The 23093-nt window shown below is 58.7% G+C and carries 16 protein-coding genes; 7 read left to right on the forward strand and 9 right to left on the reverse strand.

Translation table 11 applies throughout. The annotated features are described in order from the left end of the window. The first annotated feature begins 106 nt into the window (after positions 1 to 106). Positions 107 to 3700, forward strand: coding sequence for a TonB-dependent receptor (locus HDF09_RS16645; protein WP_183768366.1), 3594 nt, complete (start codon positions 107 to 109; stop codon positions 3698 to 3700). A 418-nt stretch (positions 3701 to 4118) separates the two neighbouring features. Here the strand turns inward: HDF09_RS16645 and HDF09_RS16650 are convergent, their stop codons facing one another. The 3 genes from HDF09_RS16650 to HDF09_RS16660 form a co-directional block, all read right to left on the reverse strand. Next, complete coding sequence (locus HDF09_RS16650; protein WP_183768368.1) at positions 4119 to 5981, reverse strand: glycoside hydrolase family 2 protein; 1863 nt, start codon at positions 5979 to 5981, stop codon at positions 4119 to 4121. Positions 5982 to 6169: 188 nt separating this feature from the next. Continuing rightward, positions 6170 to 9205, reverse strand: coding sequence for a PAS domain-containing sensor histidine kinase (locus tag HDF09_RS16655; RefSeq protein ID WP_183768370.1), 3036 nt, complete (start codon positions 9203 to 9205; stop codon positions 6170 to 6172). Beyond that, positions 9202 to 9789, reverse strand: a complete 588-nt coding sequence (locus HDF09_RS16660; RefSeq protein ID WP_311719773.1) for a DUF480 domain-containing protein — start codon at positions 9787 to 9789, stop codon at positions 9202 to 9204. The genes HDF09_RS16655 and HDF09_RS16660 overlap by 4 nt, the downstream gene beginning before the upstream one ends. 203 nt (positions 9790 to 9992) lie before the next feature. Here HDF09_RS16660 and HDF09_RS16665 point away from each other — a divergent pair, with 203 nt between their 5' ends. The 4 genes from HDF09_RS16665 (at position 9993) to HDF09_RS16680 (ending at position 13796) form a co-directional block, all read left to right on the forward strand. Then, a complete protein-coding gene (locus HDF09_RS16665) occupies positions 9993 to 10913 on the forward strand; it encodes an ornithine cyclodeaminase family protein (protein ID WP_221270185.1) in 921 nt (306 codons plus the stop codon). A 196-nt stretch (positions 10914 to 11109) separates the two neighbouring features. Further along, positions 11110 to 11874 carry a YcbK family protein gene (locus tag HDF09_RS16670; protein WP_260181400.1) on the forward strand — a complete coding sequence of 255 codons (765 nt, stop codon included), beginning with the start codon at positions 11110 to 11112 and terminating at the stop codon, positions 11872 to 11874. A gap of 220 nt (positions 11875 to 12094) precedes the next feature. Then, a complete protein-coding gene (locus HDF09_RS16675; protein WP_183768374.1) occupies positions 12095 to 12658 on the forward strand; it encodes a hypothetical protein in 564 nt (187 codons plus the stop codon). Between the two features lie 109 nt (positions 12659 to 12767). Next, the gene (locus HDF09_RS16680; protein ID WP_183768376.1) at positions 12768 to 13796 is read left to right on the forward strand and encodes a TolB family protein; all 1029 of its coding nucleotides are present in this window, start codon (positions 12768 to 12770) and stop codon (positions 13794 to 13796) included. 77 nt (positions 13797 to 13873) lie between these two features. On the opposite strand, the gene HDF09_RS16685 is transcribed toward HDF09_RS16680, so the two are convergent. Both HDF09_RS16685 and HDF09_RS16690 read right to left on the reverse strand, forming a co-directional pair. Then, a complete protein-coding gene (locus HDF09_RS16685; RefSeq protein ID WP_183768378.1) occupies positions 13874 to 15982 on the reverse strand; it encodes a radical SAM protein in 2109 nt (702 codons plus the stop codon). A gap of 302 nt (positions 15983 to 16284) precedes the next feature. Beyond that, entirely contained in the window at positions 16285 to 17187 is a 903-nt protein-coding gene (locus HDF09_RS16690; RefSeq protein ID WP_183768380.1) for a hypothetical protein, read from the reverse strand. Positions 17188 to 17500: 313 nt separating this feature from the next. Here HDF09_RS16690 and HDF09_RS16695 point away from each other — a divergent pair, with 313 nt between their 5' ends. Next, on the forward strand, positions 17501 to 17752 hold the full coding sequence (locus tag HDF09_RS16695) for a hypothetical protein (protein WP_183768382.1): 252 nt from the start codon (positions 17501 to 17503) through the stop codon (positions 17750 to 17752). Continuing rightward, positions 17752 to 18534 carry a septal ring lytic transglycosylase RlpA family protein gene (locus HDF09_RS16700; protein WP_183768384.1) on the forward strand — a complete coding sequence of 261 codons (783 nt, stop codon included), beginning with the start codon at positions 17752 to 17754 and terminating at the stop codon, positions 18532 to 18534. The genes HDF09_RS16695 and HDF09_RS16700 overlap by 1 nt, the downstream gene beginning before the upstream one ends. 36 nt (positions 18535 to 18570) lie before the next feature. Here the strand turns inward: HDF09_RS16700 and HDF09_RS16705 are convergent, their stop codons facing one another. From HDF09_RS16705 to HDF09_RS16720, 4 genes are all read right to left on the reverse strand, one after another. After that, positions 18571 to 20142, reverse strand: coding sequence for a metallopeptidase TldD-related protein (locus HDF09_RS16705; protein WP_311719779.1), 1572 nt, complete (start codon positions 20140 to 20142; stop codon positions 18571 to 18573). Positions 20143 to 20255: 113 nt separating this feature from the next. Beyond that, a complete protein-coding gene (locus HDF09_RS16710) occupies positions 20256 to 22013 on the reverse strand; it encodes a metallopeptidase TldD-related protein (protein WP_183768388.1) in 1758 nt (585 codons plus the stop codon). Positions 22014 to 22170: 157 nt separating this feature from the next. After that, the gene (locus HDF09_RS16715; protein WP_183768390.1) at positions 22171 to 22512 is read right to left on the reverse strand and encodes a hypothetical protein; all 342 of its coding nucleotides are present in this window, start codon (positions 22510 to 22512) and stop codon (positions 22171 to 22173) included. Beyond that, positions 22497 to 23054: an RNA polymerase sigma factor gene (locus HDF09_RS16720; protein ID WP_183768392.1), complete on the reverse strand. Its 558-nt coding sequence runs from the start codon at positions 23052 to 23054 to the stop codon at positions 22497 to 22499. The genes HDF09_RS16715 and HDF09_RS16720 overlap by 16 nt, the downstream gene beginning before the upstream one ends. Positions 23055 to 23093: the final 39 nt, after the last annotated feature.

The following is a 23093-nucleotide window of genomic DNA, read 5'->3' on the forward strand; positions in this document are numbered from 1 at the left end:
AATTTATCCCGCAATGGCCCTAAAGATGCATGCACATTGGAAGCGGCAGACTGAATCAATCCCCGACGCTAGGGCTGTTCCGTCCCGAACCCAGGAGTGCTGAAAGATGAAAAAGCTTTTTACGCTGTTTATGTTGCTGTTCGCCACTGCGATGCTGAGCTACGGCCAAGCCACCTCGGTAAACGGCGGATCGATTCAAGGAACGATCACGGACCCCTCAGGCGCCGTCGTTCCCGGCGCAACCGTGACTATCACCGATCCAGACACCGGTTCTGTCAAAAAAATAACGACCGATTCAGCCGGTTTTTACAGCGTCGGCCCACTCAACCCGGGTAACTACACGGTCAATGTGGCCGCGGCGGGCTTCAGCAATCTTTCTATCAAGACCGTTATCCGCACCGGGACCGCCACCAGCGGCAACTTCAAACTACCGCTGGGCTCTTCTGCTGAAACGGTCGAGGTCAGTGCGGGTGCGCTTCAGGTCAATACTGAGCAGGCTGGCGTCAGCGACGTTATCACCAAAGATCAAATCGATTCGCTTCCGGTAAATGGCCGCAACTTTCTCGATCTTGCGCAGATTGAGCCGGGCGTCATCCTTCAGAGCGGAGAATCCTTCGATCCAACGAAAGCCGGCTATTCGGCTATCTCGACCAGCGGAGTCTCCGGCCGAACCACCCGCATCCTGCTTGATGGGCAGGACATCACAGACGAAACAGTCGGCACGACAATCTTCAACGTCTCGCAGGGTGCGATCGGAGACTTTCAGCTCAACCGCTCTACCCAAGACGTCTCCGGCGACGTGACCTCGACCGGTCAAGTTCTAGTCTCGACCAACTCCGGAACCAACCGGTTCCATGGTCAGGCCTTCTATCAATTCCAAGATCACAGTGCACTCTTTGCGAGAACGGTAGGGGGTCTTGATACCCCTTTCCAGCGGAATCAGTTTGGCGGAAGCATCGGCGGCCCGATCATCAGGGATAAACTCTTCTTCTTTGGCAATGCTGAGCGAATCAAGCAGGAGTCGCCGGTCGCCGTCCAGTTGTCTCCGACCTTCGCAGCGATTGAAGCTGCATTCCCATCTATCCCTTCTCCCTATCGCGAGACCTATTCAACCGCTCGTCTCGACTACAACGGACCGAAGGGAGTACATTTCTTCGTTCGCGCCAACTACGATGTCAATCTCTCCAGTTCCAACTTCGGCGCTGGTTATGAGATTTATAACAACCGCGACAATACCCCTGGCATCGCGGGTGGTGCGGACTTCGCCACTGGACACTTTACCCACTCTTTTCGTGGCAGCTATGAGAAATTCCACAACCTGCTGGTGGACGGTACTATAGGAAATTCAGCGGTTTATACCGGTTATCCCGGGTTAAACTTCCGTCTGGCTGCGGCTGGCCTTTATTCTGGTCCGAACGTCGACGCCCCACAAAACACCTATCAGTCAGACAAACAGCTCCGATACGACGGGAGCTGGACCAAGGGAAAGCATCTCCTGCGTTATGGCTATAGTGTCAATCGCATTTTGGGCGGTGGGTTTGCAAACTTCTTCGGTCTAGCTCCTCGGGCAAGCCTGTCCTTATCCACCTTGCTCGCAAACTGCAACAACGACCCTACTCAGGGACCTTGCAAATCTGATCCTCTGAAAGGATACTCAACTGCTACTCTTCGGCTAGGAAACGGAGAGGGGTTCTTTACCGAGAATCCTGGCTTCAACCTGCCGGGAGGCGGTACCTTTGACTGGCGTCAGGGTGCTTATGCGTCCGATAACTGGAAGCTCACACCCAACTTCACGCTGACCGCGGGTCTCCGCTGGAGCATCGATACAGACCGCGCAAATCAAGACTTGCCCACCCCGCTCTGCTCAGATGTAGACCCATCGCTCCCTGCTCCATGCACGGGTAACGCACCTCTACTCGATCAGTTTCAACCCGGGTTCGGTAAGAAGATCCATCAGCCCTATGCGAACTTCGGCCCTCAACTCGGCTTTGCCTACAGCCCTGGTGATCACAAAACGGTGGTGCGGGCGGCCTTTGGCATCTTCTATGAGAGCGATGTCTTCAACAACACGACCAATGCCCGCGCAAATCTGATCAAGAAGGGCCTCTTCTTCAACGAAGGCTTCCTGTGCGGCGGCACCAACACGCTTACCCTGCCAGACGGGACGGTTGTCACGCAGGATGGCGGAGTCAACATCGCCGACATCTGCAACTTGCCGTTGGGTCAGGCGGCTCCGCACTTTGTCAATCTACAAAGCGAGTTCCAGGCTTCAACCAAGGCAGTTGGTCCGGCAACCAATGGAGGTTACATAGGGAACACTCTGACGGCTACTGGGGCTTATGCAGCGCCCTACCGTACGCCCTATTCAGAGCAGTGGAACGGCGGTATTCAGCGTGAGATCTTCAAAGGCGGTATTGTCTCGGTCGATTATGTGCATAACTCGACCCTCAAAATCGCACAAAATATCGATGTAAACCACGTTGGCGCGGCGCGCTTCCTCAACAAAACAGCCGCTCAGAACGCAATCGCTACAACTACAAGTGGGTTCGGCTGTGCGGGAGGATCCAGTAGTGCGGCCATCAGCTGCGCTATCGCGGCCGGAGCTTCCATCATAGACTTCGCCGGGAACGGTCTGGATTCAGGATCCAATTTCCTCGGGAACAATCCAGCCTCTTATGCCGGCAAGACGGTGGCAACGGGAGCGGCATTTCCGGGCGCAAATCCTGTGCTCGGTCAAGGGCTCTTCCTGCTTCCAGCTGGTCGGTCCGGTTACGATGCCCTTCAGGTTGTCTTCCGTGAGCAGAAGGCGCACCCGCTTCCTGGCATCATGAGCTCCAACCTGCAGGTCTCCTACTCGTTCTCACGGATCGTCTCGACAGCAAATCCAGGGAACAACTTGGGCAATACCGGCATTGGCGATCAGTTCTTCTCTTCTCTCTCCTACGACTATGACAATCCAACAGCTTACCAGGGCCGGAATGGACTGGATCATACTCATCAGATATCCTTCGGTGGATCGGGAACCTTTAAGTATGGCCCTCAGCTGGGTATCATTGGCCACTTCTATTCAGCCGCAGCATCGGACCTGAACCTGGATACTGGCGGGATCAATGGCACTGCGACAGCCGGTATCTTCCTTACGGATGTGACCGGCGATGGAACCACCGGCGATCTGGTCCCGGGGACCAACCCCGGCTACTTCATGCACCAATACAAAGGGAATAACCTTAACAAACTGATCAATCAGTACAACGCTACTCACGCCGGTCAACCGACTCCGGCAGGCTCCGCACTAGTTTCAGCCGGTCTCTTCACTCCGGGGCAGTTGTTGGCGCTGCAGGCCGTACAACAGTCTATTGCGCCCCAGGCGCAGGCCCAGGGTCCGGAGAACCCCTTTTACCGCAGCCTCGATGTGAACGTCTCGTATCCGATCCGGCTGGGTCGTTTCCGGGAGGGAATGTCTCTGGTACCTGCAATCGCGTTCTATAACGTTGGCAACTTCTCAAACTTCAAAGACTACAGCAATGGCACGTTGGCAAACGTGAACACCGAAGGAGGCGACCCGAACAACATCCTCGGGTTGGTAAATGGTCCGGCTACCTTCGCTGGTCATGATCAGAACCGTATTCAGCGTGGTTCGGGTACCTCCGACATCGGAGGTCCTCGCACCGCAGAGTTCCAACTCAAGCTGAACTTCTAACCCCTGAAAGCAGTCCAAACGAAAAGGGTGGAGACCTCGGTCTCCACCCTTTTTCCTTGTCATTCAACCCACCAACCGTGGGTTCTCCCTGACGAAACCCAGTGAAACAGCAGCTTCAAATCCTCCTCAGCGGACCGCCTGATGGCCGGTGTCAGGACAAAAGTGCATCTCAACTTCCCGGCAGGGACCATCCGCGCACAGCCGATCAAAAATAAAGTTGAAATCCGTGGCGTATTTTTCCGCACCGTGCGAACGACTGTTTTCTCACCACGTTCACCACGCATCTCACCACGTTCACACCAGCAAAAAACCACCTCTACGCAGCATGCTTTTCTAAAACACCCCTTAAAACACCAGCAAAAATGCGAAACCCAGGCCCAACCATGGCTCCGCATTTTTTTTGCAAGTTGAACTTCGGCTACTCTGCCCTTCCAAGCGTCTTGTCTTTGTACGCCTTCTGCAGGATGAAGAAGGCCTGCTTCCTGACGCCCTGATCCGAGATCAACCCCTTGCGATTGAAGTTGTCCTGAAGTCCAGGGTTGACCCGGCGAGCAGACCGGAAGTCCATCAAAATCCAGGGACTTGTGCCGCGAAGCTGAGGGATTTTGTTGAGCATCGCAATCTGGTGCCGATAGATCTCAGCCTGATACTCCTCAGTCCACAATGCCGGGTGAGTATCGCCGGAAGCCGCATGGTTGCCGGCTTTTGCGTCACCACCCCACTCGGACATGATCAGCGGCTTGTCGTAGCGAATGTCCCACGTCGTCGTATCCGCCCCCTCCGCGTGCTGCTCATACCAGCCGATATACTCATTCGTACCAATAACATCCAGCGCCTTGCCAAGCGGGTCGTCGACGATCTTATTCGAACCGCTTGCAGTCTTCTCCGTTCGAACCAGAAGAGCCGCAGTGACCAGACGCGTGGGATCAAGCTGATGCGCGAGATCGACCATAGCCGTGAGGTATTTCGTGCGGGCTTCGGTGTTTGGCGTCTCATTCGCGACCGACCAGAGCACGATCGACGCCTTGTCGCGATCGCGGCGGATCATCTCAGAGAGCTGTTGCCTGGACTTCGCAAGCACCGCTTGATTGTCGAATTGGAGCGCCCAATAGTCCGGAATCTCGGACCACACCATAAGGCCAAGACGGTCCGCGGTGCGGGTCATGCGTTCATCATGCGGATAGTGTGCGAGGCGAACGTAGTTGCAGCCAAGTTCTTTCGCCCAGCCGAGGAGCGTGTCGACATCCTTTTGGGTGTAAGCGCGGCCCGTGCGGTAAGGCGCCTCCGCGTGGATGGAGATGCCACGAAGGAAGACCGGTTTGCCATTGAGGAGGATCTGCGTGCCACGGGTTTCGATGGTGCGGAAGCCAATGGTGTCTTCGATCTTGTCAGGGCCCGAGGAAATTTCGACCTTATAGAGCTTGGGATCTTCGGGTGACCACAGGCTAAGCGATTTTGTGGGAATGCTGATCGCTGCCCGCGAGTTCGCGTCGACCGTTGACTCAATCTTGGCATGTAACTCGGGGATCGTGACGGTGACTGGAGTACCGGCCGGTGCACCCTCCACGTGGACGTAGCCTTCGATAACAGATCGGTCTGTGCGGCTGAGGTGGAGGTCGTAGTCGTCTATGAACTGATCGGGAACCTCTACAAGGGATACGTCCCGCGTAAGGCCGCCATAGTTCCACCAATCCGTCTGGAGCGTAGGGACCCCCTCTGCGATGCGAGTGCTATCGACCGACAGGACGACGAAGTTGCTGCCGTCGTGGAGAGCAGCGGTGATGTCGCAGTCAAAGGGGGTGAATCCACCCTCGTGCTCGCAGATCTTCTTGGTATTGACCCAGACGAACGTGCGATAGTTAGCCGCGCCGATGTGGAGGAAGGTGTGCTTATTCGACACGGCAGTGTGCTGAAAATCCTTCTCGTACCAGATCGGCCCCTCGTAGTAGAGGAGCTCTGGACGCTGTGTATTCCAGTCGCCCGGGACGCGAAGAGTGGCCGCGTTGGCGAAGTTGTAGTCCTGTGGATGGCCGCTCGGGTCGAAGGGGGCATTCATGAAAAAGCCGTCTTTGCGAAGCTCCTGATGCAGGGTGTAGATGCCGGTCGAATACTGGTCAACGATGGTGCGCCAGTCGCCATTCAGAGAAGTGGAGGGGCGATGGTCAATGTCTACGAGAAGGGTAGTGTTGGCTTGGGGACTCGTCTGGCAAAAGGCCGGCGTATTGAATCCGACGGCGAGAAGGCTGGCGGTCAGGATGCTGCGGGTTGCGGACTTCTGCATGAGGATGTTCTCCGGTCGTGATGCGGTAGTTCGCGCGGGTGTGCGCAGAAAAGAGCTACCGAGCCATAATACTTCGATCTTTGAACAATTGCCCAATGAGAGAGATTTATAGCGGGAAGATGTGGATACCTCAAGCGGTCAGAAGGGCGATAGTCACTAGAGCAAATCGGCGGATTGGCTGCGACCGCCTAAGCAGAACTGGGCGAATCAACCTCTGCCCAGGGAAGAAACAGAGAGAAGATGGTGCCGTGGTGGATCGGATGCTCACTGCTGCGATAAGTGAGTCGGCCCTGATGCCGAGTGACGATGCCGGCGGAGATCCAGAGGCCGAGGCCTGTACCGTTGAGATCCTTGGTGGTGTAGAAGGGCTCGAAGAGACGAGCCTTTACCGCCTGCGCCATGCCGTGGCCGGTGTCGGCGATCGTGATGCGAATGCCGTGCCGCGACTGCGCGGAGTTCGGAGAACAGTCGGTGGCGTCATGGGCGCGGACAATAAGACGGCCACCGCTGACGCGCATGGCGTCGATGGCATTTGCGATCAGGTTGTTGAGGACCTGTCGAATGTCATTTTCGAAACAGAGTATCGTAGTGCTTGTCTTGTAGGTGGCCTCCACCTTGATGTGCGAGTTGGCGAGCCGACCCTGATAGAGATTGAGGACGGCATCGACGAGATCCGCAGCGTTGACCTGTGTGGCGCGCACGGCCTGACGATGAAAGCGGAGCGTTTGCGTGGCGATCTGACAGACGCGGGAGAGTTCGCCCTGCGCGGTGTGGAGATACTCGCGTGTGTTTTCGGGCAGATCGGCGGAGAGGTTGATGAGGTAGAGCAGATTGGTAATGGCCTCGAGCGGATTGTTGATCTCGTGGGAGATGGAGCTGGCCAGGCGACCCACTGCGGCCAGTTTTTCGCTCTGAATGAGAGCAGCCTCGGCCTTCTTCTGAAGGGTAACCTCGAGCACGACAGCGGCGATAGCCTCGACCGAACCGTCTGCTGCGAAGACCGGAGAGTAGCTGACATTGAACGAACGTTGTTCGTCGGGACGTCCGGGGAGTTCGCCATGCAACAGCTGACCGCGGACCGGCCTGCCGGAGGCCGCTGTCTCGAGCAGCTCCTTAAGCCCCGGAAGGGAGACAACGTCGGTGATCACCTGGCCGAGGATCTTCTCTCGCGGCAGACCAATGATCTCTACCTGGCGATCATTGATCCGCAGATAGCGAAGAGTGGCCGCGTCGAACAGAGCGAGCCCGACGGGAGCGGTCTGGTAGATGGACTCCAGTTCGGAACGCTGACGTTCGGTCTCTTCCTGTCGTCGCTGGAGCGTTTCAGCGGACGTCTTGCGGTCGTCGATGTCGATGGCGACACCAAGCCAGTGAAGAATCTCGCCTGAGTCGTCGCGAACAGCCTGAGCACGAAGCCACCACCAGCGAGAAGAGCCGTCTTTAGCGCGGATCAGGCGGGCTTCGAGATCATACTCGGCTCCAGTAGCGACGGAGTGAGCCCAGGCTTGCGTGACACGCTCCCGGTCTTCGGAGTGGAAGGCGTTGAGCCAATGATCCCCGCCGAGTGTCTCGATCGTGAGTCCGACGTAGTCGAGGAATCCCTGGTTGGCGTAGGTAATGCTGCCGTCTGGCGCACCCATCCATATGGCTTGCGGATTCAGATCAGCCAGTACGCGGTAACGGGCCTCGCTCGTGACCAGGGCTTCTTCGCTCTTCTTGCGGTCGGTGATGTCGATGGTAAGTCCGCGAAGGCTGACTGGCTTGCCGTCGACAAAGATGATCTGGCCACGATTTTCGATCCAGAGAACCCGGCCATCTGCGGCCTGTATCTGGCATTCCACAACGATCATCTGGCCAGTCTCGACGGCAGCCTGCACTGCTGCAGCAATCGCAGGAAGGTATCTGGGGAGAAGGAATTTCTTGAAGGCGCGCGCGTCGGGGATGTCGGCAAGAGGATGGCCAAAGACGGGATAAGAGCCGGCCCCATAGGTGGCGATGCCCGTAGCGTAGTCTATGTCCCAGGTCGCGGCTCGAGCGGTCTGCTGGACGGAGGCGAGAAGATCCTGCTGCCGCTTGAGGATTTGATCGGATTGATGACGAGCCGTAACGTCGCGAAAGAAGAGGACCATGCCGTCGCTGTAAGGTCGGCATTGAATCGAGAACCAGATGTTGAATGGTTCCGGATAAAAGGCCTCGAACTCGCCGGGAATGCCGTTATCCATGGCTCGATGGAAGTGATAACGGGTGTCGCTCTTTGGGTGGGCCGCAGTGGGAAATTTCTCCCACAGATTCTTACCCAGGAGCTCGCCCACGGGACTGAGAAGCTGCCTGGCCTGGCGATTGAGAAAAGTGAAGTTCCAATGATGGTTCAGACTTACGACAGCGTCGGTGGTAGTTTCGAGAACCTGACGGAGCTGGCGGGCGGCCGCATTGCGAAGCAGTTCTGCACCCTTGCGGTCGGTGATATCGCTCGAGAAGATGATGATGCCGTCTTCGAAGGGACGCGCGGAGACTCGGAACCAGATGTCGAGCGGCTCGGGGTAGTAGGCCTCGAACTCAGTGGCGATGCGCCGGTCCATCGTGGTGCGGTAGTGAGAGCGGAAGGGCTCCTTCTGGTTTGACGGAAAGCGCTCCCAAAGATTTTCACCGATGAGTGTGTCGGTTTTGAGTATGTCGAGCGCGGCGCGATTGGCGAAGGTGCAAATCCAGTTGCGATTGATGCAGACGATGGAGTCTGGCGATGCATCGAAGATCTGCTCCAGCTGACGAACCGCCGAGTCGCGAAGAGTCTCGGCGCGTTTGCGGTCGGTGAGGTCGCGGTAATAAAGAGCGACGCCCTCGTCGGTGGGGAGGATGTGCACGTCAACCCAGACGTCGACGGGAGCGTAGTAGTGCTCGACATGCTGGGCGATGCGCGTCTGCATCACGGTGCGATAGGTGCGCTCGAGAGCGGTGCCGACGGTCTCGGGAAAGAGCTGCCAGTGGGTCTTGGAGTTGATATCCGACGGCTGGATGTGGCTGACTCGAACCGCTTCGGCGTTAGCGTAGGTGATCACCCAGTTGCGGTCAAAGCAGAGGATCGCCTCCGGCAGCCGTGCCACCAGCCGCGCGAGACTGTCGTTCTCAGCATCGCTCTCACGCCGGAACTGAGCCCGGCGATTGAGAGTGACAGGCGCTTTGGCGATGGAGTCAGGCATAGCGGCGCAGGCAGGGGCGAACTTCATATTACAGAGGAATCGTCGCCAGACCCAGATGCTTCTGCTTGCTCCTCAAGGCTGGCTTCGAGACGGTCCATACGCAACGTTAGAGTTTGAATGGCTGCGTACAGGTTCGCGATCTCAGCCTCCAGGTGAGTAACCCGTTGAGCGGTGGAGGTGCCTGGTTCTGCTCGCTCCACGCGCTCGGCTGGGTAAGCCGTAAGGTCCGGCGGCGCGCCAAGCAGATGAGCGTAGCGGGCCTCGCGGGAGCCAGGTTGCCGAGGAAGGACCGTCACCAGCGGAACGCTCTTTTCCGGCGTCGATTCGTCCGTCGCCGAGCGAGTGGCAAGGCGTTCGAGGGTGGACTGAACGGCCACAAGATCATCAAAGGTGAAGAGGCGGTCGGCGCGGCTGCGAAGCTCGCCAGGCGTCTGAGGACCGCGCAGCATCAGCAGGCAAAGGACGGCGGTCTCGTCGCGACGGAGGTTGAGGACCGTCCGGATACGATGCTCGTACTTGGGGACGCGGGCCTCGCGGACCGGAGTGGTGAGGGCAAGATCTTCGAGGGTATGGAGCGCCTGCCGAACCTCCTCCTCCGTCAGCTCCAGCACGGGCTCGCGGCTGGAGCGCTGGTTACACGCATTGACCAGGGCGTTGAGCGAGAGCGGTAGCTCTCAGGCGTGGTGATCTCTTTTTCAATCAGAGAGCCGAGGACGCGAAGCGGAATGGGGTCGAGCTGCATATCTACTAGGGTGCCACAAGCACGCGGGATCCGGCTCGTTCGATAATGGAGGACGATCTGAGGAGCGGCCGAGTGTTATCTATCGATGAAGACCAAGTAAAGGCATTGCTCTCCTATGACGAGCTGATTCCAGCGATGCGGCAGGCGCTGAAGGATTTCTCTGCCGGTCGCGTGGTGCAGCCGCTGCGAACGGTAATGTCGGTGGCCACATACTCCGGGGCCGCACACGCCGGATGGTTTGCCGTGATGCCGGCCGTCTACGGAGACGTGATGGGTGCGAAGATGGTCACATTTTACCCAGGTAACGCCGATAGAGGGAAGCATACGCATCAGGCGGTGATTCAACTGTTTCGTGCCGACACGGGCGAGCCGCTGGCCATGATGGACGGGCGGCTGATCACCGAGATGAGGACGGCGGCGGTATCGGCCGTGGCCGTCGACCTGCTCGCAAGGCCCGAGGCGAAGGTGCTGGGTATTCTTGGAAGCGGAGTTCAGGCCCGGTCCCATCTGCGGGCGCTGTCGCGAGTCCGAAAGTTTGAAGAGATTCGCGTTTGGAGCCGGACCGAGGGCAACGCAAGGAGGTTTGCCGAGGAGGTTGGGGCACGGGGTACGACGGCGGAGGAGGCAGTATCCGGCGCCGACGTCGTGCTGACGCTGACTAGTTCGCCCGAGCCGGTGCTGTTTGGCCGATGGCTCAAGAAAGACGCGATGGTCTGCGCGGTCGGTGCCGTAACACCAAACCGCAGGGAGCTCGACGAAGAGGCGATGCAGGGAGCCGTTGTGGTCGAGTCCCGAGAAGCCGCCCTGCGAGAGCCCGGGGATATTTTGCTGGCGAAGGCGCAGGTGAGTGCTGAGATTGGAGAGCTGCTGCAAGGCGGGGAGTTGGAGAGTGGTGATCGACCCGTGGTGTTCAAATCGGTCGGAATTGCCATCGAGGACATAGCCTCGGCGAAACTCGTGTATGACCGCGTGGTCGGAGCTGGCAGAAGCTAATTATTGATAGAGGTATGGTTACGGCTTCGAGGACAACGGGTTAGGAAGTTTGGAAGCCGTTCAAATATGACACTAAAGTTACAGAAGCAACCTCAGCTATTCGGAGATGAGTCCGATAAACTGGAAGAACGAAATGACGAATCGCGGACCGCATTTGGGGGCCGGCATTCGAACACTTGAACACGGGAGAGTTTGGATGCGGAGACTGCGCACGAAGGGCTTTGCAGCGGTTGCGGCCACCACGATGTTGATCTTTGGGATGAGCGGTTCGTCGTGGGCCAGGACCGTGCGTACCCGGGTACACGCCGGTCTGCGCAGCACTCTCCATACCTCCGCCCGGACTAAAACGCATCCGGTTGCGATCACAGGCGAAGAGGTGGTGCCGGGTGTGATGCCCGATGAGATCTCTTCGGGGGTGGCCTCGAGCGAGCTGTCGGACGACGGCAAGCCATATCAACTGCGGATGACAAATCTGCACACCGGCGAGAGCCTCGATGTTATCTACCGGATCGGCGACACCTATGTTCCTGAGGCGCTCGAGAAGCTGAACTACTTCCTGCGCGATCACTACACACAGGATGTAGTCCGCTATGAACCAAAAGAGTTCGATGTATTGCATGCGATGATGTCGCGGCTCGGACGGGTTAGTGGCGTCATCCAGGTTGTCTGCGGATACAGAACACCGGAGACGAATGAGGCGTTGCGGCACTCGTCGGTAAAGACCGGCGTCGCCGAGCACAGCCAGCACATGGAAGGTCATGCGATCGACCTTCGTGTACCGGGAGTTTCGACCGCACAGCTGAGGAATACGGCGCTCTCGCTCCACGCCGGTGGAGTCGGCTACTATCCCGTATCGCAGTTCGTCCACGTCGATGTCGGTCCGGTGCGCGAGTGGGCCTTTGGCGCAACTCCTCGCAAGCCAGGACGCCGGTATCGTACCGCCAGAGCGACAGGGATGTAGTTTGCCTGTAGCTGGATTTTCACCCTCCCCCACCCGTACGAAAAGTGTGCAAAGTCTTCAAAGCAAATATTTTAACTTTGGACTTACAGGTAGTCCCTGTTCCGAACAGAAGGCCAAGCAGGAAGGCCCGGCATTGTGCCGGGCCTCCCGTGCTTCCTGAATTAATTGTAGCAGCGGTGTCAAGACTGTTTGGCTGGTCGATGTGCTCGCGAGTTGCCGGGTGAGAACGTCGACTATACTTCGCCGCATGGAGTCTCTGGGGCAACGGCTCAGGGTGAAGCGATGGGGTCTGGCAATGGCGCGCGACCTCGCCGGGGAGATCCTTGCCGACAGGTCAGCGGTTCGTTCTTTGGTGCGGGAGCTCTTCGGCGAGGACGTAGAGGTACGCAAGCGTTCAGCCGATGTTGCGCGGCGGATCACAGAGAAGGACGGCAGACTGCTGGAGCACTATGCCGACGAACTCGCGGGTCTGCTGGAGACGCTGCCTGCGGAGGAGTCGCGGATGCGGTGGCATCTGGGGCTGGTGGTGCCGAGGATCGCGCATACTCACATGCAGCGGTTAAGGGCGGCACGTACCATGTCGCTGCTGGCTCAGGATGAGAGCAACGTGGTGAGGTGCTCCGCAGTGGAGGGACTGGGGCTGCTTGCGATGCAAGAGGCTTCGTTGCGCGATGAGGCGGAGGAGATGGCCGAGAGGTTTTTACGCGAAGGAACTCTCGCGATGAAGTCGAGGGCCAGAGCTGTAATGCAGATCTGGGCAAAGAGTACCCGACAGAAGCGATGAAGTTGCATCGAACAACTGCTAACTTCGCTCCATATCGTTCGTCTACGACGACTAGTCAATTAGTTATTCAGTTTAGCCGGGCTCCCTAATTATGTTCGAGGAGATCTCTATGTCCAAAGTACGACCACGCGTACTTGTCGCGGGTCTTTTCTGTTTCTTTGCCATTTGCCTGCAACCATGCGCCAACGCTATCGTTGAGCAGACATCAGCGAAGGACACTGCGCTCCCCGCACCCGAGGTATTTGCTCCGGGCATCATCTCCGGCCCTGCCAACGATGGTTCGCCGACGTTCTCTCCGGATGGAAGTACGCTCTTTTTCACTCGAAGTAGCGCGCACTGGTCCATTATTCTCGAATCGCATCGGCTCAAGGGTGGGTGGTCCGAGCCTAAGGTTGCATCGTTCTCCGGCGAATGGTCCGATTCCTCACCTGCTCTCTCGCCGGATGGTTCGTATCTTGTCTTTGTTTCGGTGCGCCCGCTCACTGCGGATTCTCCTCAAGCCAAACAGGGCAGCTCCCCCATTGCGTCCCACATCTGGAGGGTCAATCGCGTTGGATCAGGTTGGAGCGCGCCTGTGCAGCTTCCTGAGTCAGTGAACTCTTTCCAGTGGATCTTTCGACCGAGTGTCGCGGCGGATGGAAGCATTTATTTCACGGCTGCGGTGAAGGGAAAGGAGCTGAGTCTGTTTCGCTCGCAGTATCAGAACGGGGCCTATCGCAATGCGGAGCCTCTTTCCTTCAGTGATGGCAGCGTGAAGGACGTCGATCCTGAGATAGCTCCCGATCAGTCGTTCCTGGTGTTCACCAGTAAACGTCTCAGACCCGGTGATACGTCGCATGAGCATCTGTTTATCGTCTACAACCAAGGCGGTGTTTGGGGTTCAATCGTGCCGATCCGATACGCCGGCGACGACGCGAATGGCTCAAGTGAAGACAATGATCCGCGCTTTGGCGCGGATCATCGAACGGTTTACTTCAGCAGCGATCGCACGCTGGCAGTCCACTACCCTCGTACACGTGAGCAGGCCAATGAGGACTACCAGCGTCTCCAAACCTGGGACAACAGCAACTCCAACATATGGGTAATCTCGCTGAGTCCGGAGCTGAAGGAGGCGACCTCCTCGCAGTCCAAGCTCTGAACATGGCGACTGAGTGCAACAAGTAAAAGGCCGCCATTGCTGGCGGCCTTCTTTTGCATCGGTTTTGATTCTCTTGATTAGTCGCCGGAGACGGTCTCTTCGATGTTTTGGACGACCTCGGCCTTGGCTACTGGGGCGGCCTTGATCTCTCCGACAGAGATGAAGCCGGCAGGAGCGTCGGGCTCCTGGAGCACTTCCTTGCGGTAGAGCTTGGCCATGCGGGCGTTTTCGGCGTCCTGCTTGATCTTCGCATCGCGTGCGCGGATCTTTTCTTCGCGAGAGTTCTTCGCGATGCCGGACTTGTCGAAGGTGTCGTTGGCGGCGGCGTTGACGTGCTCGTCGTTGAGGACCAGGTCGTACTTCATCTCCGCTTCGAGACCAACTTTCTTGCCGCCGGCGAAGATCTCGTGACGGCCATGCTCCTCGTACCACTTGGTGAGGGTGGAGGTCATGTGCATCTTCTCGATGATGTTGCGCCAGCCCACTCCGGTGTTGTACGCGCAGAAGCTGATCTCACCCTCTTGTGTGGCGTAGGGGATGATGCACTGCTCGGTGCGGCGGAAGTCGTAGTTGAAGAGATCCTGGAACCACATGCCGGCGATGAAGAGGAAGTTCCAACGATCGCCGCGGCGTTTCTCGATGTCGGCCATGGTGCGGTCTGCAGTGACCTTGCCGTAGCTACGGCCGGTCGCGCCGAAGCTCTTATCGAACTTCTGCAGCAGGTCCTTGATCTTGAAGTGGGTCGGTGCAGCCTCGGGCTTGTAGTTGCGAAGCAGCGCGAGCGTGACGCCGATGATCGAGAGCCACTTGCCGCGGGCGGCGTCGTTGATGCGGGCGACGTCCTTGGCGAGGCGATCCGCATTGATGAACGCGGTGACGGGAACTGCTTCCTTTGTCTCCTTGTCGATCATCAGGGCCATCGAGATACCGCAGTTCGGGTGGCAGCCGCAGGAGAGCTGGCCCCAGTCGCGATCGGGTCCGTGGACGAGGTCGGCCCAGTCGGAGAAGGTGGACATGAAGGAGATGGGGAACCAGTCGCGGGTCGGTTCGCCGAGGCCGGTCTGGTTCTTCACATCGTGGGCGAGGTGCGACAGGGTGTAGCGCTGAGCCTGACGGCGCTCGTCCGAGATGTCTTCGTCGCGGCCGGTGAAGCTGACCGGCTGGAAGGAGAGGAAGTTGATCTTCTTCGGGTTGTCGAGCGCGAACTCGATGATGCGGCCTACCTGCTCGTTGTTGATGCCGTTGACGATGGTGGTGACGGGGACGATGTCGACGCCAGCCTCGTGCAGATTGTGGATGGCCTGGAGCTTCACATCGAATGCGTTGCCGACCTTGCGGTGCGAGTTGGCTGCGTTGCCGATGCCATCGAACTGGAGGTAAGCGTAGCGGAGACCGGCTTCAGCAGCGGCCTTGGCAAACTCCTTCGACTTCGCGAACTCGATGCCGTTGGTCGCGGCCTGAACGGAGGTGTAACCGACCTTGCGGGCGTAGGAGACGGCGTCGAGGAAGTATGGGGAGAGCGTGGGCTCGCCGCCGGAGAACTGAACCGACATCTGACGCTTGGGCTTGATGGTGACCGCGTTGTCGAGCATGGTCTTGATCTCGTCCCAGGTGAGTTCGTGGACGAAGCCGACCTGATTCGCGTCCATGAAGCAGGGATCGCACATCATGTTGCAGCGGTTGGTGAGGTCGATGGTGAGAACCGAACCGCGTCCGTGCGTCACAGTGGATGTACCGTGGTTGTGCAGCTTCTCGTCGTTGTGGGCGCGGATGTCGCGGCCGGGGAAGACCTCTTCGAGGTGCTTGAAGAAGGCGGTGTCGATCGACATCAGGTCTTCAAAGTGGCCGTGGATCGGGCAATCCTTGACCATCAGGATCTCGCCGTTGCGCTCGATGATCTGCGCCTTGATCTCACCGACCTTCTCGTTGAGCAGGATCTCGTGGGGGAGCTTGCCGTCGACGATCTGCTGACGAATCTCCGGGATGCACTTCGGACAGAGGGAGTCAGTGGTGCGGGGCCAGCCGAGGGGCGGCTTCTCTTTCTGATAGCTCTTGAGAAGCGGCTTGTCGCTCCACTTTGGGGTGAAGCTGGCGTTGGGGCTGAACGAGTTCAGCTTGTTGAATACTGCCCAACCTGCTTTGGCTCCATAGGTGAGAGCTTTTTCGGCAATTTTGGCCTTCGGCATTTACTTTGTCTCCTGAGTGTCCGTCTGATGTCTTGATATCTTCTGGATTTGTTACTTGATTTTATCTACTTCGATTCGTTTTTCAGGCTGCTGATCTGAAGCTTCATGTCGCAAGAGGTGTGCATCTTGATTCGAGCTATCTGTTGCTTTTCCTGTCAGATGCAGCGGCGATCTGATTTGACTCACCTCTTAACAGTACCCAGCCAGAGGGCCATATCGAAGCATGTGGTATCGAACGGCAATAATCTGCATTGAATGGCGACGTGAGGCGGTGGATGGGACGGAGTTTTGCGATAAATAAATCACTGCAGGTTGACGCCGCTGCTTCCGTTGGCGACGTTGTTCAGGATTCGCTGCACGAAGATGATGCGGACGTGGACGCGGCTGGCCACATCGGGGAGGAACTCGTTGAGCAGATTGTTGGCGGGATCGAGGGCGTATCCGGTGAGGATGCGAGTCACGGTAGAGGAGGCGTCGTTGTGGACGCCGGGCACATACTGATTGGCCAGGACCGCCTCAATCGGATAGCTGAACAGGACGGAGTAGTTGGGCATGGAGCGGCCGTCATCGTGGCGTGAGATGACGGTGCGGGAGACCGAGTACAGGATTCGCTTTGACAGGGGGGCCTTCGGCATACGGAAGTAGCGCGGATCCTGATGGAACAGAACAGGGATCGCAAAGGCTCCGAAGAACTGGCCCGTCACGTCCTGCAGGTAGCTGACGCCGACGGATTTGCCGAATCCCTTGAGGCCAGGGCCGTAAGCAGAGTCGGGATCAGCGGCCACGGAGATAGCGGATGTCCCAACGATGGTGACGAAGTTGGCGGGGTCGGCGAGCTCGTGAAGGGCGAGGTAGCCTTTCTCCTGCCAGGTCATTGGGATGATGATGTCCGTTCCCAGAAACTTTTGATAGGGATAGACGAGACTGCTGCAGGGGCTGGGGATCTCACCGAGGCGATTGGGGTTGTAGTGGATGATCTTCATGGCGCGAAAGGCGTTGCAGGGTTTGACGCCATCGCCGGTCTGCTGGAAGGAGGTCTGGGCTATGGCGACGACATTGCTCTGAGCAGGATCGACTGCGCCTGGAGCGTCGGGAAGATCGTTTGAGGTCGATTCGGAGGGGGTGGCGAGTGTCTTTGGGGGAGTCGGGGCCGGTGTCTGCGGGTGGGCTTTCGCGCCAACCAGCAGCAACGTTATCATCAGCAACCAACGCATGCTTACGCGACCCCAATCAGTGCGTTCATCCGACCATCCCATGAAAGTAAGATCAGTCAGGCTTCTTAAGGTGAGCAGATTGCGCCCTCCGGCTAAAGAGCAGTGGCTGGTCCATGACGTGAACGACATGATGTGAGCGTTTGCCTATGTATAACGGACGCAGGAACGTAAGAGCAAGTTGTATTTGGCCCGGCCGGTCGAGCCATGCCCGTCGTTACCGGCGTTACCATCCCGGCACGCAGATGCGATGAACGTTGACGCTTGCGTTTTCCGCGTCATCTAATCAAGAGGTAGAGGTCCGCACATGGCAACCGAAGAGCCGAAACGATCGTGGGAGCAGCCGTTGCGGGATGCGGCGACGCATCTCGAGACAGATCTGAAGAACGTCGTGAAGTACATCAATGACGAGGTGGTGCCGGGCGTGCGCCGCAACAGCTCCGAAGCCCTGCGAACCGCTGCGGCAGAGTTGCACAAGCTCGCGTCGCGAATGGACGATCAGGCGCGCCGATCGTCTGCTCCTCCCCCGCCACCACCAAAGGACGTGCCGAAGCCGTGATGAGATTCCGGCTTGGCACTGTCGCAGTGCTGTCGGCGTGCGCGCTGACGATCAGCGGCTGCCATAAAGAGACAACGCGGGCGTACCGGCCACCGCCTCCACCGGCCGGGACGACGGCCTCAAGCCACGGCAAAAACTCTCGCTCTCCGCGAAACCCAACCGCAGATGGGACTGCTGCCGAGGCGTCACCCCCGCCTGCTCCGGTCCCGGGCAATCTTGGGAAGCCCGTCTCAAGCGAAGTCGGAATGGCCAGTTGGTACGGGCCTCCCTACGCCGGGCGAAAAGGCGCTGACGGCACCGTCTACGACCAGAACGCGATGACCGCCGCGCACCTCACCCTGCCCATGGGGACGATGGTGCGTGTGACGAACCTGACCAACAACGAATCGGTCGTCGTGAAGATCACAGATCGCGGGCCCTTCGTGCATGGCCGCATCATCGATCTCTCGCTCGCGGCAGCCAAGGCAACCGGGGTCTATCGCGCCGGTGTCGCCAGAGTCAAGGTTGAGGCATTCGCCGCACCGGTTCGCGCCAACGCCGATCCCGGCGGTCGTTGGTGCGTGCAGGTCGGAGCGTTCGCGCGAGAGTCTGACGCCGTGAAGCTGAAAGAAGAGATGATGCGGCGCTACGCCACCGCCAAGGTGATCGAGTTCCCAGGGCCGACAGGGCATTGGGTCAGGATCAGCCCGAAGTTCCCCAACAAGAGCAACGCCACTGAGGTCGCCGACAGCATTCACCCCAAGGATCCTGCCGCCGCACCCTATCTGATTCGAACCGACTAGCCAGTTGATGCGCATGCGAGGAGACGTCCGCGAACTCTACTTGCCAGGCAGCGCAGGCGGCTCGTAGTACGGAAGCTTTTGCTGCTCCAGGGTCGCGCGCTTCACGCCAATATCATCAAAGAGCAGGCTCGGCGCGATGGTGGTCTGCGGTACGGTGCCGAGCGAGTTCGAAACGTAAGGGTCGTTGCCGGCCGCGACGATATCGGAGCGCAGGCTGCGATTGTCGAGCTCGTCGAAGATCGCACCACGCACGAGCTGGCGCGTCCCGTCAGGATGCACGAGATAGAGCAGGCGCGGCAGAAGTTCGCCGCCGAGGGTTTCGACCGAGTAGACGTCGCGACCCTGCTCCTTCGCCATCGAGAGGAGGCGCTTATTCAGCTCACCTCGCGACAAAGGCTGGCTCGCCTTGACCAGAATGACTCCGGCGCGGGAGTGAGCAGCCTGCGCGGGAGCGGCGCGTCCATGACCGTTCGAGGTGTCAAAGTCTTTGATGGGCTCCCGTCCGATAAGAAAGTTTTCGAGTTTGCCGTTGACGATGATATCGACCGACTGCGCGGGAACGCCCTCGTCATCGATGCTGTAAGCCCCAAGAAGCGCCTTGCCGTCGAACTTCGGCTGCAGCGGATCGTCGGTGACGCTGAGCATCTCCGGAAGCACGCGTGCCTTGAAGCTCGAGGAGTAAGCGCCGGTGGTGCGTGCAGTCGTTCCCATCTCGGGCCGATCGGCTTCGATGTTGGGCACAAGCAGCCGATCGATGACGTCAGCCGAAGCGTCACCGCTGAAGAGCACAGGCCCGTGGTAGTCGTCCGCTGAAACCACCGGCGCGTTGCGAAGCTCCTCGAGACTCTTCAGGTCCTCAATCGTGCGTCTGTGAAAAGCCGCAGCGCTCTCGAGCTCCTTTGGGTTTACGGCAATGGTGCCGTTATCGCGGCTCAGGCGCATCCCGTCCGCAGCCTGGCCACCGACGCTGATCGCTCCGTCGTAACCCGTGTAGCCCTGGCGCACCACCGTTCCTTCCGTGTTGACGAGGTAGCGGTTGAGCGCGATGCCACGAATGTTCGCGGTCGAATACTGCACGTGCTCGGCGAAGGGACGAACCTGGGGGTCCGAGACGAAGAGGCCGCTGGCTTCGATGATGCGGCGCTTCCACTCGTCGCGATCAAGCTCAAGCGTCACGACGGGCGAGACCTGGACAACCGGCTTGGCCTGCGCGAAGTCGGGTTGGGCCTGCAGGGATTGAAACTGCTTCAGCGCAGCCTGCTTGGCCGAATAAGCCCGAAGCGCATTCTTGTAGGCGGTGTCGGTCGCCGTCCAGAGCGCGTACCGCAGCGCTTCGGGGTTGTCGTCCGTAGGCGCAAGCTCGAGCGTGCCGTCGCCGCGGCTGGTGCTGCTGTCCACGGCATAGTCTCCAATGCGCACGGTCACTCGGACGATGCGCTGATGGTTCTCCTCCTCGCGGGTGAGCGCACCGTAGTTGGCGACTGCCTCGTACGAGGCCAGATCGTCCAGCCGATACTCCACGAAGTAGGGGTGCTGCATCCCGGGAAGCAGCAGAGCCTTCTCGCGCTCAAGTTCTACCTGCATCGCGTGGAGCAGGGGATCGTTCACCGGGGAAGGAGTCTCTGCACCTGCAGAATTTGTAACCGCAATTGAACTAAAAAGAGGTGCCAAAAAGAGAATCGCGGAAAAGCCGCCAATTTGTAACTGATTAAGTAATTTCATTACTGGCCACCCTTTTCGTCGGTAGCCGTAGTTGCTCCAGGGGGCGGAAGAATAGGCGGCCGCGCCGTTCCCTGAGCTTGACGCTGAGTCTCAATCTCGCTGACGAGCATTGCCGGAGCCACGGCGCTGACGGGAATGCTCCCCGATTCGGCACCGCAGATTCCGTTGAAGATATCCTGCTTGTCGTTGGTGGCGAGGATGCGGTTCAGTGCCGCCTGCGGTGTACCCACAATGCTGACTCCGCGGACGAGTTCATCCGGGCGGCCATCGACATACACACGGTAGACAACCAGCGGAATCACCTGAAAGGCCTGCGGCGACCGGCGCGTTGTGACAGCAAAGCCCGAAGAGATGTCCTCAAAGTAGAGCCCGTAGGCTTTGCCCTGCTTCTTCGCCTCAGCCTTCAACATCTCGCGCAGTTCCGCGTCGCTGACGGTCTTCGAGGAGGTGACGATGAGGTTTCCCTGGCGGCCCGTCGGCATGTGTCCGGTCTCGGCACGTCCATGTCCATTCGAGGTGGAGAAGCTGGCGATCGGAAGACGCGACATCAGGAAGGTGTCGAGGACGCCGTCTTTGATCAGGTCCACACGACGCGCCTGCTGGCCCTCGTCGTCGTAGCTGTAGTGGCCGCTGAGTGACACACCGTGAAAGTCAGTAAGCGTGGGATCGTCGGAGACGCTGAGAAACGGCGGAAGAATCTGTTTGCCAAGCAGCTTGGTAAAGGTCTGCCCCTCGTCATCGCCACGCTGGCGCTGGCCTTCAAGGCGATGTCCAAGCACCTCGTGAAAGAAGACAGCAGACGCGCGGCCACTGAGGATCGCAGGACCATTGAACGGCTCGGTAACCGGTGCGGCGCGCAACGCTTCGAGATTCTTTGCCATGGCCAGTGTCTTGTCGATCAGCGTCTTCTGATCCGGCAGATGCGAAACCTCGTCGGCCTCGAAGGTCTCGGCGCGGAAGAGATCCATGCCGTCCGCAGCGCGGGTACGGGCAACGATAACAAGACGCGCAACATGGTTCGGTGTCGCCACCTTCGCGCCTTCGGACGAGACAAAGTAGTCGGTCTCGGTGGTCGCCTCAAGTGCAATGTTGTTATAGAAGACATCTGGATATTGTTTGAACAATCCGGAGAGTTCACGCAGGCGGGTCTGCCACGCAGCAGTGTCGACGACCAGCGACGGCGAGGGAGGAAGGATCGCTGAAGCCGGCGTCTCGCTCGAAAAATCGGCGGAGGCATCTTCTTCTTTTGCGCGGACCTGCTGCTCCGTCTTCACCTTCAGGTAGCCGTCCAGCGCCTTGCCATAGCCGCGGTTAGTGGCGAACCAGAGAGTGCGAGCGATGGCGTCGCTATCGTTGGCAAGCGGCAAGGGGATGGTGGTAAGTGCGCTATTCCTGTGGTCGCCGTGAGTGTTGTCTTCAGCAGCAGTTCCAAGACGAACCTGCACATCGGCGGTGCGACGATGGTTTTCGCGAGAGCCGGTGATCGCCCCGAACTGCGCGGTAAGGCTCATGCTGTCGCTGTCCGAGACGGCGTAGCTGAGGAAGTAGGGCTTCGGCTGTTGGGTCGCGTCCGTCGCGCTGTTCCCCAGCGAACTCATCGCCCGATGCAGCTCGGACTCCATGGTATCGATCAGCACCGCCGCCGGCGCGGGTTCACTGCGGGTTGCCGCCACTGCACTGGTACCAACAGACGAAATCGTCACCGCTACCAGACCGGCAAACCCAACACCGGCCACCACCGCTCTTTGTCTCTTCATGGAAAAGGAAACTCGTTTCGCCTGCAAAATACGCCTGCTGCCGAGTGTATCGGAAGTGCCGCTCCAGCGTGTAACGCCTTGCAACTCATGCCACGCCGTGCATCTTCTCCGCAGACGACTGAGGATTGGACGCAGCCGGGAGGGTTTTGTCGACAGCCTATTCGACGCCGTGGCGCCGCACGCTAAGCCACACCGTCAGCGCGAGGAACTGCGCGAGAAGAACAGACTCCGCCAGTCCAAAGCTAGCGTGCCTGCCGTTGTACAGCGTCACAGCGATGAGGATGACCAGCGTAAGAATCATGCCAAGAAACACCGCGTTCCGGCCGTAGTGAGTGGCAGTGAGCGAAACAGGGCGTTGGGCAGGAAGTCTGCCAGCGACGCGAGCGGCAAAATCGGCGGGAACTTCCACCCTGGGCGCAGTCTCCAGAGCATGGAGAACGCGTCGGTCCAGTTCGTCGTAGGCCCTTACCAGCTGCGAGTTCATCAATTCGTCTGACATGCCGTTCTCCTCTCACTGGTTTGATTCTGCTGAATCGCTTCACGAAGCTTCTTGCGTCCGCGGTGAAGATGGGTCCGCACCGTGCCGATCGGCATTCCCAGCGCGTAAGAGATCTGCTCGTAGCTTCGCTCTTCCTGATGATAAAGAATCAGGATCGTTCGCTCAATATGGCTGAGCCGCTGCAACTGCTCCTCGACCACCTGCTGGAATTCGCGTTCCTCGATCTGCTGTTCCGCGTTCCTGTCGGGGTGCGCCAAACGCTCTTCCCACGCCGAAGTCTCGTCCGAGAGCGAGACGTGGGAGCGGTCATCGCGGCGGCGGCGCTTCCACTCGTCCTGCGCAACATTCACCGCGATCCGGTAAAGATAAGTAGTAATCAGCGCTTCGCCGCGAAAGCTGGGCAACGCTCGATAGAGGCGCAGAAAGACATCCTGGGCAAGATCATCGAGGTGCTCGCGGCTACCCGTCAGACGCAGCAGCGTGCGAAAGACCATCGCCTGATGGTCGCGTACCAGCTGCTCGAAGGTGAGATCGACGTCCAAGCGAGGTTAGACAATAGAGTGCTCCGAAAGTTTCATTCC

Origin of the sequence: Edaphobacter lichenicola (assembly GCF_014201315.1) — a bacterium.
In the GTDB taxonomy this organism is placed as follows: Bacteria; Acidobacteriota; Terriglobia; order Terriglobales; family Acidobacteriaceae; genus Edaphobacter; species Edaphobacter lichenicola_B.